Here is a 16,377-nt window from a genome sequence, read left to right on the forward strand (position 1 = left end):
CCCGTAGGGCCGGGGCCTTCAACGCCTTGGTCAGGTAGATCAGTTCGGAGCCGACATCGCGGCTGGTCCCTGTCTGGTTCGCGCCGTTCTTCGTGCTCATTACGCTGCTCCTTCACCTGTGCTCAGCCCGCCGTCGATGACGCCGAAGATCCGGTCGTAGGTGTCCAGCGACCGCTCCTGGACCTCCGTCTCCTCCGCCGGCGCCGGTTTCGTGCCGGCGGCTGCCTTGCGGACGGCCGCGGCAGCGGCAGCGTGGTCCGGGTCGGTGATGGTCTGGTGGCGGGCCCAGCTGCGGGCATGGCGGGCGACCTCGACGCTGCCGCAGGTCACCAGGACCTGGTCGAGGTCGGCGGCGACCTCGATGCGGCGGCCGATGGCAAGCGGGTGGACCGAGTAGTCGCAGGTGTCCAGGCGGACGTAGTGGTCCCTGGGCAGCCGCAGGGATGCCTCCACCAGCCAGGCGGGGCGATCGGCGGCAGGGTGAGCATGCGGGCGCGGTCCGCTTCCAGCCGGTCCGATGGACGGGCCTGCAAGGTTCGGTGGATGCGCCGGTTGGCCTTCGTCAGCCAGTCGGCGAGCTGGATGTTGAAGTCCGCCGGCGAGGTGAACACCCGACCGGGCAGGAACGATGTCTCCAGATAGCCGTTGGCCCGCTCGACCAGGCCCTTGGCCTCCGGATCCCTCGGCTTGCAGAGCACCAACTTGATGCCCAGCAGCCCGGCGAACGCGGCGAATTCATCGGTCAGCCGAGGACCGCCGGACCGCCAGGAGCCGACGGCCCCCTCGTTGTCCCAGACCAGCACTCGTGGGACGGCACCCAGCTCGGTCAGCAGCCGCCAGTGCCCCGCGATCAGGTCGGCCGCTGACCTGGAGGGCAGCATCCGGGCGGTGACCCACCGCGAGTAGCCCGCGACCATGACCAGCACCGGCGGCCGCCCGACCTGGCCGAAGCCGAGCGGGACATCGGCGGGTGGAAACCACAGGTCGCACTGGCCGATCTCCCCCGGCTCATAGACCGTCCGCGAAGCCGGATCCGCAGGCCGATAAGCTGGCCGCAGATCCCGGACCCGGTCCTTGAGCACGGTCAGACCGCGGTCCCAGCCGATCCGCTCGGCGATCACCGTCGCAGGCATCTCCGGCCACTGCTCGAGCAGTTCACGGATCTGCGGCTCGACCGCGTCCACAATCGAGCCTTTCGGCGCCCGCTGGTACTTCGGCGGCGCGTCATCCGCGATTGCCCTGCGGACGGTGTTCCTCGAGATCCCCAGCTTCCTCGCGATCGCCCGCACCGGCATCTGCTCGGCCCGGTGAAGCCAGCGGATCTCCGCCCAGTCCTCCACGCTGATCACCACTCCTCCCGGCCTGACTCAACGAGCCAGACCCCTCGAAGGGGGTCAACTTTCACGCGTCGCTACTGGTCCACTTTTCAGCCGACGCCGACAGCTGACCTTGGAGAATTGCCTTTCAGTTGTTTCACGCTCGTGCCGGTTGATGAAGCCGAAAGTCCCAGAAAAGTCCCAGAGCGCTCCCACGGCTGACGGATGCTCTTTCGGCTTTACCCGGCGGTTTGCGCTCCAGGCATCGTCACCGGCTTCGAACAGGCCGGCCACAAGCGCCACGGCTGTGACGGACGGCGTATACGCGGGTCACCGCTCCAGGCGTCCGCTCCCTCGATGACCTGCTGCTCCTGCCCAACCTCAAGCGGTTCAGAGGCACCGACGACTTCTGGCCCCCGGAGGTCCTGCGGGAGCGAGGGAAAGCGACGGACGGCTAGCCAGGCACTGCCATGGTCGGCGGACGACACCTGGGAGCGGCTCGGCTCCCGCAGCCGGTCCGGGCAAACGCCGGCCTGGAGGGCGGATCGTCTGGTCGGTGGTCGGCGCCGACTCGATGTTCTGCCGGGCGCATCCGCACGCGGCCGGTTCCGCAAGGCCCGGCCACAGGTCCGAAGAAGGAACGAGGCCCCGGCGCCAGCGCCCCGGCGACGGGTCCGAACGGTCCCGGGGCGGGGTGACCTGCATGCTCCACATCGCCGACGAAGGCGGCTGCAGCCGTATGGCCCTGCTGCTCACGCCGAGCCAGTAAGGCGATGCCCCGCAGATGGAGCGCAACCGCCGCTGTGTCGATGACTCCCGTTACGGGCACGGTCCCGGAGTCGAAGGACCCGCGGGCCAACTGTCGGCGCGGTGACTGAGCGGGCGGCAGGCCCGCCGGGTCGGACCGCGACCGCTGCCCAGCGACCCATGAGATCGATGCATGACCTGCTGTTTCGTGCACAGCCGTCCAGGCCGACACTTTTTCGATGACCTCGCACGTGGAGTGCGTGGCCATTCTGGAGCCTGCCAAGAAGGGCCTTTGACCTGCTATCTCTGATTTCCCAGGTTCCGGGCGGGAAGCGTTGACATGTTTCCATGGGCACACGCCGTGGAGCAGGCCGCATGCCGGACGGATGTCGGCTGACCTGCGGTTTGGGTCGGTGACGGGAAGCGGACGGGTGGTGCCCCGGGCCTTCGGGGGGCCGGGCTGTTCTGACGCTCGCCTCGATGGAGCGTCAGGTTGTGTATGTCAGGGCTGGTGAAGCGGTGCGTGCCCGGGCCGCCGGTCACCTCTTGATGCAGGCGTCAATTGCCGCACTTGGAGGTGGCCCGGCGGCGCCGAGTGAGCTGCTCATCCGCCGGTCACGGGCCGGTGTGCGGCATGGTCAACGGCCGGGTCGGGCAGGTCCCGGTGCCCGGTGGGATCCCGGCCGGATGAGGTGGCCAACCGGCCGAGGTGGGCGCGGAACTGACGCAGAATCCGTCCCCCGGCTTGGGCATCGTCAGCGTTCCGAGGCGGCGATCCCCGCGCGCAGCGCCTTCTTGTCGACCTTGCCCATCGGTGTGCGCGGAAGCTGCGGCATCGGTATCAGTCGGTCGGGGATCTTGTAGGCGGCCAGGCCGCGGCCCCTGAGGAACTCCTTCATGGCCGACGGACGGACGTCCGCCTCGTCGAGGACGACGAACGCGTAGGTCCGTTCGCCGAGCACGCTGTCCGCCACGCCGATCACGGCCGCGTCCTGCACGGCGGGGTGGGTGCGCAGATGCCGCTCCAGCTCCTCCGCGGAGACCTTCTCGCCGGCTCGGTTGATGACGTCCTTGATCCTGCCGACGATCACGATATTGCCGTCCGGGTCGCGCCGCACGAGGTCACCGGTGCGGAAGAAGCCGTCCGGCGTGAACGAGCGGGCGTTCTCCTCGGGGGCCTGGTAGTACCCGCGGATGGTGTACGGCCCCCGTACCTGCATCTCGCCCGCCTCGCCCTCGGGCACGGGGTTCCCCGACTCGTCGACGATCCGGACCTCGTCACCCGGTGACATCGGGCGGCCGTCCGTGTTGACGGCCACCTCCTCAGGGTCGTCGATCCGGGTGTGGGTCAGCAGCCCTTCGCTGATGCCGTACCACCGCTGGATCCGGCAGCCCAACACCTGGGCCGCACGGCGCGCCAAGGCCGGGTCGAGCGGCGCGCTGCCCACCTGAATCAGCAGGTGGGACAGTTCGCCGGGCGGCCGTTCGGAATCGGCCCACAGCCGCAGCACCGAGGGCACGACAGTGGTCACGGTAACCCCCTCGCGGCGGATCAGTGAGAAGACGTCATCGGGCCGCACGCTCGACGTGAGGACCGCCTTCCCGCCCAGCAGGAGACTGCCGAACACGCCCGGACAGGCGAGGGCCGCCTGGTGCGCGACCGGGTTGACGGCCAGGTACACCACCTCCTCGCCCACCTGCATCGCCTCCGCGCAGGCCCGCATGACGTACTCGTAGTCGTCGTGGGTGCGGGGGATCAGCTTCGGCAGTCCGGTGGTGCCACCGGAGAGCAGGAACAGGGCGGGGTCGGACGCGTCCACCCGCGGCAGCGCGACGTCACGGGAGTCCAGTGACTCCAGCTGGGTGAACTCCTGGGCGTCACCGCTGACGATCACGTGCGGGACCGACGGGATCTCCCGGGCGATCGTGCGGTAGTCGAACCCGCCGAACTCGTCCTTCACCACATAGGCGACAGCGCCGGAGTGGGCGCACAGATGCGAGATCTCCGTTCTGCGGTGACCGGGCAGCGCCAGCACCGGGACGGCACCGGCCCGCAGCAGCGCGAAGACCAGGACGACGAACTCCGGGACGTTGGGGAGGTGCACCACCACCCGGTCCAAGGGCTTGATGCCCAGCTGGATCAGGCCGCCCGCCAGTCCGTCCGCCCGCCGGGACAGCTCCGCGTAGGTCATCCGGCGCTCGCCGCACACCACGGCCACCCGCTCGGCGTTGCGTCGGCACGACTCGTGCAGCAAGTCACCGATCGGCCGGCCGCGCCAGACCCCCGTCCGGCGCAGCTCCGCCGCGAGTTCTTCGGGCCAGTGCACAAAACCGTCAAGCATGATCGCGTTCCCTTCCAGCGGTCGGTCGTGGGGTGGATCGGGGGCACGGCCGTCCGGGAGCCGCCGCGGGTGCGCTCGGTCCGTCCTGGCCGCGGTCCGGCGGGGACGCGGCCGGAGGGCGGGTGCCCCCACTCGGTGGCGGGCGGTGTCCGTACGGTGGTGCGCGACGTCCGCACGCGACGTGAGCCCGGCCCCGTGCGGCGGCGTACCTGCGGTCCTTGTCGTCCTGTTCCTTGGCATCGTCGGCTCCCCGGTCAGCCGCCCTCCGATCTCTTGCCGACATCTGTCGCGGGCCCGCGCGAATCCGCGGCGAATGGAAAACATGGTGCGGACGGAACGACGGCCGGCCAGGAGGGCGAAGAGGATGAGCCGCATACGGGAACGCGGATGGGTGCGGTCGATGATCACCGGTGACCCGCTCGGCGTGCGCGTGGTGTGCTTCCCGCACTCGGGGGGCTCGGGGATCACCTTCGGCGAGTGGTCCGCCGCGGTGCCGCCCGGCGTGTCGCTGATGGCCGTTCAGTACCCGGGCCGCGGCGACCGCTTCGGCGAGCCGCCCGTGGACGACGTGGCCGCGATGGCCAGCTGCGTGGCGGCGGAGCTGCTGCGGTTGCCGCCGGGCGACCACATTCTGTTCGGGCACAGCCTGGGCGCGCTGGTCGCCTACGAGACCGCCCTGCTGCTGCGGGACGCCGGCGAGGAACCCCTGGCGCTCTGCGTGTCCGCCGCTCTGCCGCCCGGACGGATGAACAACAGAAGCATCCACCTGGCACCCGACGACGAGTTCTGGACGACGCTGTGCGCGCTGGGCGGCATCGAACCCGCGATCGCCGAGAACGCCGAGCTGCGCGACCTCCTCCTGCCCGTCATCCGCTCGGACCTGCGGGCCCACGCGACCTATCGGCCCCGCCCGGGCGCCCGTTCGCTGTCCTGCCCCGTGCGCTGCTATCACGGCGAGGGCGACCCGTTGGTGGAGCAGGCCCAGCTGGCGGGGTGGGCGGGCATCACCTCCGGCGGCTTCACGGAAACCGCGCGGCGGGGCGGGCACTTCCATGTGACGGCCGACGTCGCGGAACTCGTCGTGGACGTGCTGAGCCAGGGCCGGAAGTGAGGCGGCGTTGACCACCATCGCCGTGATCCCCGGTGACGGCATCGGCCCCGAGGTGATCGGGCCGGCGCTGGACGTCCTCGACGCCCTCGGCCTCGGAGTGCGCACGGACGTCCTGGACCACGTCAACGCTGAGGCGTACCTGCGCACCGGAACAGCCCTGACCGGAGCCGACCTCGACCGGATCAGGTCCGGCGAGGCGGCGCTCCTCGGCGCCGTCGGCGATCCCCGGCTCGGTGACACCCCGTACGTGCGCGAGGTCCTCACCACCCTGCGCCTCGAACTCGACCTCTACGTCAACTACCGCCCCGCCAGGCTCTGGCACGACAGGCTCAGTCCGCTGCGCGACCCATCCCGCCGGGCGATCGACTGCGTGATCGTCAGGGAGAACACCGAGGGGCTCTACAGCGGCATCGGAGGCGTCACCCGCACCGGGAGCCCCCAGGAGGTCGCCATCGACGTGGACCTCAGCACCCGTCACGGCGTGTCGCGCGTACTGGACTTCGCCTTCTCCGTGGCGCGCAGGTCGGTGTGCCTCGTCGACAAGGCCAACGCCGTCCGCAACGGCGGGCAGCTGTGGCAGCGCTGCTGGAGCGAGGCGGTGGCAAGGCACCCGCACGTCGAGGCGTCCCACCTCTACGTGGACACCGCCGCCCTGCGGCTGGCCACCGATCCGACCGCCTTCGACGTCATCGTCACCAACAACTCCTACGGCGACATCCTGAGCGACCTCACGGCCGCGCTCGCCGGCGGCCTGGGCGTCGCGGCGTCGGCCAATCTCAACCCCGCGACCGGACGGGCGCTCTTCGAGCCCGTGCACGGCAGCGCCCCGGACATCGCGGGCACCGGCACCGCCAACCCGTTCGGCGCGATCCTCTCCGTGGCCCTGCTCGTCGAGCACCTGGGCCGGACCGAGGAGGCGGACGCGGTGCGCCGGGCGGTCGCCGCGGCCGTGGCGACCGGCTGTGTCACCCCCGACCTCGGCGGATCCCTCGGCACGAAGGAGGTGGGCACCGCGGTCCTGGCGAAACTGCGGCGGCCGTAGCCAGGTGCGGACGCGGACACGACCGCGGAACCGCGGGCGGAACGACGGACGAGGGGCGGGGACAGCATGAACGGCAACGGCACGAACCACACGGACGGGAACCCGGAGACCGTCATCGTGGGGGCCGGTCTGGTGGGCGCGGTCACGGCCTGCTACCTCGCCCCCCGCTTCGGAACGGTCACCCTGCTGGAGAAACGGGCGGACCCCAGACTGGAGCCCCCTCCGGAACGCCGGTCACTCGTCGTGATGCTGTCGGCGCGCGGCTGGCGCGCCCTGTCGGACCTCGGCGTCGCGGACGCCGTGCGCCGCATCTGCGTCCCCCTGCACGGACGCCGCGGACACCTGTCCGACGGCCGGACGTGGTTGACTCCCTACAGCCGGGACGGACAGCCCATCTGGGCGGTGGAGCGCCGGCGGCTGCACCAGATCCTGCTGGACGCCGCCGAGGCGACCCCCGGTGTGCGCATCCGCTTCGGGCAGCGGGTGCGCTCGGTGGATCTGGACGAACCCGCGGTGCTGGTGGAGGACCGGCACGGCTCGCGCCGGCTGACGTGCCGCCGGGTCTTCGGGTGCGACGGCGCGCACTCCGCCGTCCGGGCCGCCCTGGAGGCGCGCGGCGCACGGGTCGAGGTGCGCAAACTGGACCTGGCGTACCAGGAGATCGACGTGCCGGCCGGGCGGCTGGACCCGGGCGTCACGCACTTCTGGCCCGCCGGGAAGGCGATGTTCGCCGCGCACCCCCTGCCGTCGGGGAAGCTCTCCGGCTCCTTGTTCATGCGTCTCGACGGCCCCGCCCCGTCCTACGCGGCGGCCCGCGGCTGCCAGGACCTGTCCGAGATGTTCGCCGCTCACTTTCCCGAGCCGACCGCGATCATCCCCGACATCGCGGAACAGCTGGCCGCCAAGGCCGTCTCGACCCTCACGACCGTCCGCTGCGACCGATGGGTCTGGCGAGACACCTTCGCGCTGCTCGGTGACTCCTGTCACGCGATGGCGCCCTTCATGGGGCAGGGCATGAACTGCGGCTTCGAGGACGCCCGGGTCCTTGTCGCCTGCCTCGACGCCTCCGCCGACTGGGCGGCGGGCCTGGCCGCCTACGAGAAGTCGCGGACCGAGGACGCCGACGCGATCTCCCGGCTCTCTTACCGGCACTACTTCACCATGGCCAACCCACCTCGCGAGGAGACCTCGGCGGACGTGCTGCGCGGGCGGCTGACGGCCCTCTTCCCCGACCGGTTCGTGCCGCTGTACGACCGGTGCGCCTTCAGCGAGGAGAGCTACGCCTCCGTACTGCGCGACGATCGGCGTCTGGACCGGCTCGTGGCGGATCTGCTGGCCCGGTACGGCACCGGACTGGTCTCGGCTCCGGACGACCGGCTGCGCGCCTGCACCCCTCCCCCCACCCCGACCACAGCCACCCTGGAGGACTCCGGATGTTCGTGATCCTGTTCAAGTCGCACCTGTCCGAGCAGGCCGGCGAGGAGTACTACGCCACCGAGGAGCGGATGCAGGAGCGGGTCCGCGCCATCGCCGGGTCCGACCCGGTGGAGGTCAAGCACTACACCGGGGAGGACGGTGAACGTCTCGCCGTCATGACGTGGCGCGACGAGGAGACGTTGGACAAGTGGCGTCACGACCCCGAGCACCAGGTGGCGCAGCACATGGGCAGGAAGCACTGGTACTCCGCCTACGAGCTGACCGTCGCCCAGGTGGTCCGGACCAGCGCACACGACAACCGGAGCCCGGACGCAACGGCCGAAGAGCCGCGCTAGCAGGCGGAGGACGGCCGTGGGAACGATCGGGTCCGGGAGCGAAGGACGGCCTTCCAGGGCAGTTGCGGCGAGCTCCGGACGGACGCTGGCCCGCGCTGTGTGGCGGAGTTGTTTCGGGTGATGGCCAATTCCTTTTCGGTCTCTGGCCAACATCTTTCATCTCGGTTGTTCCACCACATGGGCCACGACAAGCATCGGCACGGCGAGGGGCCGTTGACCGGGACACCACTTTGCTGGGGGCATTTGGATGGGTTGCAACGGCGTCACATCCGCGCAGGAAGCCATGTGGCTTGCGCAGGAGTTCACCCCTGACGTACCGAACAACGTGGCGACTCTCTGGGACATCGACAGTGACCTGGACACTGCCCTGCTCGCCGAGGCCCTGCGGGCGGCGGTGGCGGAGGCCGACGCGCTGAGGGTGAACTTCCGCCGCGACGACGACGGACTGAGGCCGGTCGCCCGGGACCTCGGGGCGTGGGAGCCGTTCCGCCTCGATGTCGGAGACACCTCAGACCCCGCCGACGCGGCCCGCGCCGTCGTCGCCGATCTCGTGCGCCGGCCCTTCGACCTGACCGAGGACGCGCTGCTGCGGATCGGCTCCATCCGGCTGGGCCCCGGCCGTCACCTGCTCGTGCTCGTCTTCCACCACATCCTCACCGACGCGTTCGGCGTTCTCACCCTGCTGTCCCGGCGGATCGCCGAGATCTACCGCGCGCTGCGCGCCGGCTCCGCGTTGCCGGAGGGCGCCCCCAACCCGCCGGAGGACGCGGCGGCGAAGGACGCCGCCTACCGGGCGTCGAAGCGGTTCGCCGACGCCGAGCGGTTCTGGCCCGACTACCTCGCCGGTGACCTGCCCGCCGCCCGTCTGCCCGTCGGTGTCCGGCCCGGCGCTGGCGCCCCCGTCGGTGAGCCCGGGTACTGGGACGGCCTCACCGCCCCGCAGGGGATGTCCACCCGCACCGCGACGGTCCCGGTCGCCGAACTCGCCGCATGGGAACACGCCTCCATTGCGGCCGGGACCTCGGTGCTCGACCTGATCGCCTCGGCCGCCACCGCCTTTCTGGGGCACATGTGCGGTCTGTCCGAGCCGCTGCTGACCATCACCGTCAATCACCGCGTCGGCGCACTGCACCGCTCACTCGGTCTGCTCTCCAACCGGGTGCCGCTGCGCTCGCGGGTGGACCCGGCTGCCGACTTCGTGGAACTGGCCGAGGCCCTTGGCCGGGAGCGGCGCCGTGTCCTGCGGCACGCACGGCACGACATATCTCTGATCAAACGGGCCACCGGCCACGCCGGAGAGGCACGCAGTCCGTTCGGCGCCGTCGTCAACGTGCTCCCCTCCGTCGAGGCGCTCGACCTGGCGGGAGCCTCGGCCCGCTTCGCGGGTGGCACCTTCGGCGTGATCGACGAGGTGATGGTCTGCGTCTACACCGACGGAACGGCCGAAAGCGACCTGTACGTCCGGTTCGACGCGCCGCGGGCCGAGTACGACGACCAGGACATCGCCGGGCTGGCCGAGCGGTTCGTGACGTTTCTGCGGATGGCCCTGGCCGACCCGCACGCCCCGGTCGGGACCGTCACCGCGCTGTACCCCTCCGAACGCCGCGCGCTGCTCACCGAGTACGCCGGACCCACGGTGACCCCGCCGCCGGCGACCCTGACCGAACTGCTGGACCGGCAGGCCCGCGCCACCCCGGACGCCATCGCGCTGACCTTCGAGGATTCCCGGATGACCTACCGGGAACTGGCCGAGAGGTCCGGTCGGCTCGCCCGCCTGCTGACCGAGCGCGGCGCCGGGCCCGAGCGGTTCGTCGCGGTCGCGGTGCCCCGTTCCCCGGAACTGGTCGTCGCGCTGGTCGCGGTCCTCAGGGCGGGCGCCGCCTACATCCCCGTCGATCCGGACTACCCGGCCGCACGGGTGGAGTTCATGCTCGCCGACGCCGGGCCTGCGCTGCTGCTCACGGTCAAGGACACCGCGGACCGGCTGCCCCGCACGGACGTCCCCGTGGTCATGGTCGACGACGCCCCGCTCACCGAAGGGCCCGTCACCTCTGCCCCGCACGGTGTCGACCACCCCGCGTACATGATCTACACGTCGGGATCGACCGGACGGCCCAAGGGCGTCGTCGTCACGCACGCCGCGATCGTCAACCGGCTGCTCTGGATGCAGGATCGTTTCCGGCTCGATGGCACGGACCGGGTCCTGCAGAAGACGTCCGCCTCGTTCGACGTGTCCGTCTGGGAGTTCTTCTGGCCGCTGATCACCGGCGCCACCCTGGTGGTCGCCCGGCCGGACGGGCACCGCGACCCGGACTACCTCGCCGAGGTGATCCGGCGGGCCGGCGTCACGACGGCGCACTTCGTCCCGTCGATGCTGGCCGAGTTCGTCACAGAGGAGACGGCTGCCGCGTGCACCGGTCTCCGCCGCGTCGTGTGCAGCGGAGAGGCCTTGCCGGCCGAGCTGGCCGCGCGGTTCCACCGGACCTTCGGCGCGCCGCTGCACAACCTGTACGGGCCGACCGAGGCGGCCGTGGACGTCACCGCGTGGCAGTACCGGCCCGGGGCGCGCACGATACCGATCGGCACCCCGATCTGGAACACTGCGCTCTACGTTCTCGACAGCTGGCTGCGACCGCTGCCGCCCGGTGTCTTCGGCGACCTCTACATCGCGGGCGCCGGACTCGCCCGGGGCTACCACGACCGCCGGGGCCTGACCGCGGAGCGCTTCGTGGCCTGTCCCTTCGGGGAACCGGGGCGGCGCATGTACCGGACCGGCGACCTCGCGCGCTGGAACGCCGACGGTGAGCTGGAGTTCGCCGGCCGCGCCGACCACCAAGTGAAGATCCGCGGCTTCCGGGTCGAGCCCCAGGAGATCGAGGACACGCTGACCGACCACCCCGGAGTGCTCAGGGCGGCCGTGGTCGCCCGGCCCGGCCGAGGCGCGGATGGAGCCGCCCAGCTCGTCGCGTACGTCGTCCCGGCCACCTCCGGTGGCAGCGGCCCGACCGGCACCGACTGGGATCTGCACGCCGGTCTGGACCTCACCGAGTTGCGAGGCTTCGTCGCGGCCCGGCTGCCCGCCCACCTGGTGCCCGCCGTGTTCGTCGCGCTGGACCGCATGCCGGTGACCGCGAACGGCAAGCTGGACCGGGCCGCGCTGCCCGAGCCGGAGATCACCGGCCGTGCCCACCGGCCGCCCCGGACCGGTGAGGAGAGCCTTCTGGCCGCGGCGTTCGCCGAGGTGCTCGGCCTGAGCGACATCGGGGTGGACGACGACTTCTTCGCTCTGGGCGGCGACAGCATCCGGGCGATCCAGGTGGTGGCCCGCGCCCGCGCCGGCGGTCTCGCGTTCAGCCCGCGCACCGTGTTCGAGTGCCGCACCGTCGCCGCGCTCGCACAGGCCGCGACCTGCGACACCGCCCCGGCCACCCTCGCCGAACTCGAGGGCGGGGGCGTCGGCCTGCTGCCGCTGCCCCCCATGGCCCGGCTGTACGCCGAGCGGGGTCCCGGCCTGGACCGCCTCGCCCAGTGGCTGGTGCTGGAGCTGCCCGCAGCCGTCGACCTCCCCGGCCTCACCGCGGCCCTGCGCTGCGTCCTGGACCGGCACGACGTCCTGCGCTCACGGCTGACGGACGACGGCCTGCTCGTGCAGCCGCCCGGCACGGTGGACGCCGGCGCGCTCGTCGGCCGGGTCGCCTGCCCGGGGGACTGGGACGGCGAGGCGTGGCAGACCCTGCTGCGCGCCGAGGCCGCCGAGGCCGTGCGGCACATCGACGCCCGGGCTGGGCGGATGCTCCGGCTGGTCCTGTTCCGGGGGGCCGCAGGCGGGCCCGGGCGGCTACTGGTCGCGGCCCACCACCTGGTCGTCGACGGCATGTCCTGGCGGGTGCTGCTGCCCGACCTGGCCGCGGCTTGGCGCCAGGTCCAGGAAGGCCGGATCCCCGCCCTGCCGCGGGTGGGCACCTCCCTGCGCCGATGGCTGCACGCCCTGGCCGACGAGGCGGCCCGTCCTGAACGGGTGGCGGAGGTGGCGTTGTGGCGCGATCTGCTCGCGGCCCCCGTCGCCCCCGTGGGCTCCCGGCCGCTCGACCCGGGCCGGGACCTCACCTCCACCACCGACACCGTCCGGGTGGAGCTCCCGGCCGACCTCACGAACGCGATCCTGACCTCCGTCCCCGCGGCCTACCGCAGCGGCGCGGACGACGTCCTGCTCACCGCCCTCGTCCTCGCACTGGTCCGGGAACGGGAAGGTCTCACCGGCGGCACGGCCGTCGTACGGATGGAAGGGCACGGCCGACAGGAGGAGCTGGTGCCCGGTGCGGACCTGTCCCGCACGGTCGGCTGGTTCACCACGGTCACCCCCGTACGCCTCGACGTCTCGGAGATCGACGTAGACGCCGCGATCACCGGAGAAGCTGCCGCCGGTGACGCCCTGAAGCTGGTGAAGGAGCAGCGGCGGGCCCTGCCCGACCAGGGGATCGGCTACACCCTCCTGCGCCACGTCAACGACGACACCGCGGCGCTGCTCCGCCGGTACCCGGCGGACGACATCGGATTCAACTTCCTGGGCCGTTTCTCCTTCGACCGCCCGGAGCAGGCGCCCGGCCAGGACCTCACCCGTGGCTCCGAATGGACCTCCGCGCCCGAATGCGCCGAGTTGGTCGCCGCGCCGGCTGCGGACATGCCGACGCCCAGCGCGCTGGAACTGAACGCCCTAGTGACCGGCGTGGGCGACGACGCGCGCCTCACGGCCCTGTTCACCTTCGCCACCGGAGTTCTGACCGCGGACGAGGTCCGCGCTCTGTCCCGCACCTGGTGCGCCGCCCTGCGCGGCCTGCGGAACCTGGTCGAGTCAGGCGGGCGGGGACTGACCCCGTCCGACGTCCCGCTGGTCGACGTCCGCCAGGAAGAACTGGACGAATGGCAACAGCGCTTCGGACGCGTGAGCGACGTATGGCCGCTCACGCCGTTGCAGGGCGGGCTGCTGTACCACACGATGCTCGCGCAGAGCGCGTCCGAGGCATACCAGACGCAGTTCGTGTTCCGGCTCGAAGGCCCGGTGAACCCGGCGCGCCTGCGGGCGGCGGGCCAGGCCCTGCTCGACCGGCACCCGAACCTCCGGGTCGCGTTCCAGCCGAGCGCCACCGGTGAGCCCGTGCAGGTCGTCGTGGACGACGTCCCGCTGCCCTGGCGGCACCTCGACCTCACCGGCGAGGCGGACGCCGCCACGCGGCTGGAGGAGATTCTCGCCGAGGAGCGGGACGCCCGCTTCCGCCCGGACAGCCCACCGCTGCTGCGCCTGACCCTTGTCACGATCGGCCCCCGGTACGCCGAACTGGCCCTCACCGCCCACCACGTGCTGTTCGACGGCTGGTCGGTGCCGCTCATCGAGCACGAGCTCATGGACCTGTACATCGCCGACGGCGTCGGCACCGCACCGGCGCGCCCGCACGGCTACCGGGACTTCCTGAGCTGGCTGTCACGGCAGAACACGGCGCGCTCCGCCCGCGCGTGGGCTGAGGAACTCGCCGGTGTGGCGGAGCCGACCCTGCTGGCGCCCACGACGCCAGGGGCCCGGCCGACCGGCAGCGGCAGCGGGCAGATCGACGTGCCGCTCACCGGCGAGGACACCACCAGGTTGGCACGCCGCGCCGCGGAGTGGGGCGTCACCGCCAACACCCTGGTGCAGGGCGCGTGGGCCATGGTGCTGGCGCAGCACACCGGCGGCCAGGAGGTGCTGTTCGGCGCCACGGTCGCGGGCCGGCCCTCCGGGCTGCCGGGCGCGGACACCACGATCGGCCTGTTCATCAACACGGTGCCGGTGCGGGTGCGATGCACGCCGGCCGACGCGGTCCCGGAGGTGCTCGGCCGGCTCCAGGACGCCCAAGCGAGACTGCTGGACCATCACCATGTGGGGCTCGCCGACATCCAGCGGGCGACCGGGCTGAACGAGCTGTTCGACACGCTTGTGGTGTTCGAGTCGTTCCCCGTCGACCGGTCCGGACACGCGGCGGCAGGCGCGTCGGCGCAACCGGTGGTGACCGGTATCCGCCCGTACGCCCCGCCGCACTACCCGCTGACCGTGATTGCGGCAGCCGACCCGCTGTTGCGGATCTCCTTCCAGTACCGCCGCAACGTCTTCGAGCGGACCGCCGTGGAGGCGCTCGCCGACCGGCTGGTGCGGGTGCTGCAGTTCGCCGCCGGTTCGCGGGCCACCGTCGGCGCGCTCGACGTGCTGTCCGACGCCGAGCGCGAACAGGTGCTGCACGGCTGGAACGGCACCGCGGTCCCGCCCCCCGAGCGGACCATCCCCGACCTGCTCGCGGCGCGGGCGGCCCGGACGCCGGACACGGTCTGCGTCGAGTTCCGCGGGCACCGGCTGACCTACCGGGAACTGGACGAGCGGGTCGGCCGGCTGGCGCACTGGCTGGCCGGGCAGGGCGTGGGCCCGGAGTCCCGGGTCGTGGTGCTGCTGCCTCGCTCGGCCGACCTGGTGGTGGCCCTGCTGGCCGTGTGGAAGGCCGGCGGCACGTATGTGCCGGTGGACCCGGAGTATCCGGCCGCCCGGGTGCGGGCCGTGGTCGAGGACAGCGCACCAGTGCTGGTCCTCGATGAGAAGCGGCTGGCCGGGGTGGACCTGTCCGACCGGTCCCCTCACCCTGCCCACGGCCCGCGCGTTCCGGTCGGCGCGGACCACGCCGCCTACGTCATCTACACCTCCGGCTCCACGGGGACGCCCAAGGGCGTGGTGGTCCGGCACGGTGCGCTGGCGATCCTGCTGACCGGCATGCAGAATCGCTTCACCCTGACGCCGGACGACCGGTTGCTGGCCTGCGCCACCGTCGCGTTCGACATCGCCGCGCTGGAACTCTTCCTGCCCCTGCTCGCCGGCGGCCGGGTGGTACTGGCCGGCAAGGACGACATCACCCAGCCGTCGGCACTGCTGGACCTGGTCGAACGGTCCGGCGTCACCGTCATGCAGGCCACCCCCGCGCTCTGGCAGAGCCTGGTCACCCACGCGCCGGGCTGTCTGACCGGGCTGCGGGTGATCTCCACCGGCGAGGCACTGCCCCTGGCGCTTGCCGAAACCCTGTGCCGGCACGCCGCCGAGGTCACCAACCTCTACGGTCCGACCGAGACCACCGTCTACGCCACCGCCGCCCGTCTGCTCCCCGGCCGCTCCGGCATGCCTCCCTCCGTCGGCAGCCCGGTCGCCGGCACCCGGATCCTCGTGCTGGACCAGGCGCTGCGCCCGGTACCGCCCGGCGCTGCCGGTGACCTCTGGATCGCCGGCGAGAGCCTGGCCCGCGGCTACCACGACAGGCCGGGCATGACCGCGGAGCGGTTCGTGGCCTGCCCGTTCGGGCCACCGGGCGCCCGTATGTACCGCAGCGGGGATCTCGCCCGTTGGACGGACACGGGTGAGGTGGAGTACCTCGGCCGGTCCGACCACCAGATCAAACTGCGCGGCTACCGGATCGAGCCCGCCGAGATCGAGCACATCCTGACCCGCCACCCCGCGGTCCGCCGGGCTGTCGTCACCGCCCGCGAGGACCGGCCGGGGGACCGCCAGCTGGTGGCGTACGTGGTCCCGGAGACCGGTGCCGACCCGCCCACCACGGAGCTCCTGCGGGAGGCGGTCGGAGAGCGGCTGCCAGCCTATATGATCCCGGCCGCGTTCGTGACACTCACGGAACTGCCACTGACGCCCAACGGCAAGCTCGACCGTTCCGCCCTGCCCCGCCCGGAGATCGCCGGGGACGAGTACCGGGCTCCCCGTACACCCCGGGAAGAGACGCTGTGCGTGCTGTTCGCCGAGGTTCTGGGCGCCGAGCGGATCGGTCTCGACGACGATTTCTTCCTCCTGGGCGGCCATTCACTGATGGCCACCCGGCTGGTGGCCCGGGTACGCGCGGAAATGGGCGTGGAAATCCCGATGCGCATCCTCTTCACCGCCCCGACCGTGGCCGAACTGACCACCCGCTGGAACGAGATGTCGGCCTCCACTCGAAAGCCGCTGCGGAGAATGACCGAAAGGTAGGAGAAA

The 16,377-nt window shown here is 71.9% G+C and carries 6 protein-coding genes and 1 pseudogene; 5 read left to right on the forward strand and 2 right to left on the reverse strand.

Annotation, left to right across the window (positions count from 1 at the left end; translation table 11 throughout):
* Positions 1–99 precede the first annotated feature (99 nt).
* Together istA and DEH69_RS15250 are read right to left on the reverse strand one after the other, a co-directional pair.
* Positions 100–1,349: pseudogene (gene istA, locus DEH69_RS15240) on the reverse strand (IS21 family transposase).
* 1,469 nt (positions 1,350–2,818) lie between these two features.
* Positions 2,819–4,405, reverse strand: coding sequence for a (2,3-dihydroxybenzoyl)adenylate synthase (locus tag DEH69_RS15250; RefSeq protein WP_113687516.1), 1,587 nt, complete (start codon positions 4,403–4,405; stop codon positions 2,819–2,821).
* 364 nt (positions 4,406–4,769) lie between these two features.
* Here DEH69_RS15250 and DEH69_RS15255 point away from each other — a divergent pair, with 364 nt between their 5' ends.
* The 5 genes from DEH69_RS15255 to DEH69_RS15275 all read left to right on the forward strand — a co-directional run bounded on the left by DEH69_RS15255 (position 4,770) and on the right by DEH69_RS15275 (position 16,371).
* A complete protein-coding gene (locus DEH69_RS15255) occupies positions 4,770–5,516 on the forward strand; it encodes a thioesterase II family protein (protein ID WP_181727443.1) in 747 nt (248 codons plus the stop codon).
* A 7-nt stretch (positions 5,517–5,523) separates the two neighbouring features.
* The gene (locus DEH69_RS15260) at positions 5,524–6,558 is read left to right on the forward strand and encodes an isocitrate/isopropylmalate dehydrogenase family protein (protein WP_113687518.1); all 1,035 of its coding nucleotides are present in this window, start codon (positions 5,524–5,526) and stop codon (positions 6,556–6,558) included.
* Positions 6,559–6,624: 66 nt separating this feature from the next.
* A complete protein-coding gene (locus DEH69_RS15265; protein WP_113687519.1) occupies positions 6,625–8,001 on the forward strand; it encodes an NAD(P)/FAD-dependent oxidoreductase in 1,377 nt (458 codons plus the stop codon).
* Positions 7,992–8,330, forward strand: coding sequence for an antibiotic biosynthesis monooxygenase (locus tag DEH69_RS15270; RefSeq protein WP_113687520.1), 339 nt, complete (start codon positions 7,992–7,994; stop codon positions 8,328–8,330). The genes DEH69_RS15265 and DEH69_RS15270 overlap by 10 nt, the downstream gene beginning before the upstream one ends.
* 247 nt (positions 8,331–8,577) lie before the next feature.
* Positions 8,578–16,371, forward strand: a complete 7,794-nt coding sequence (locus tag DEH69_RS15275) for a non-ribosomal peptide synthetase (RefSeq protein ID WP_113687521.1) — start codon at positions 8,578–8,580, stop codon at positions 16,369–16,371.
* The last annotated feature ends 6 nt before the right edge of the window (positions 16,372–16,377 follow it).

This window comes from Streptomyces sp. PT12 (assembly GCF_003311645.1).
In the GTDB taxonomy this organism is placed as follows: Bacteria; Actinomycetota; Actinomycetes; order Streptomycetales; family Streptomycetaceae; genus Streptomyces.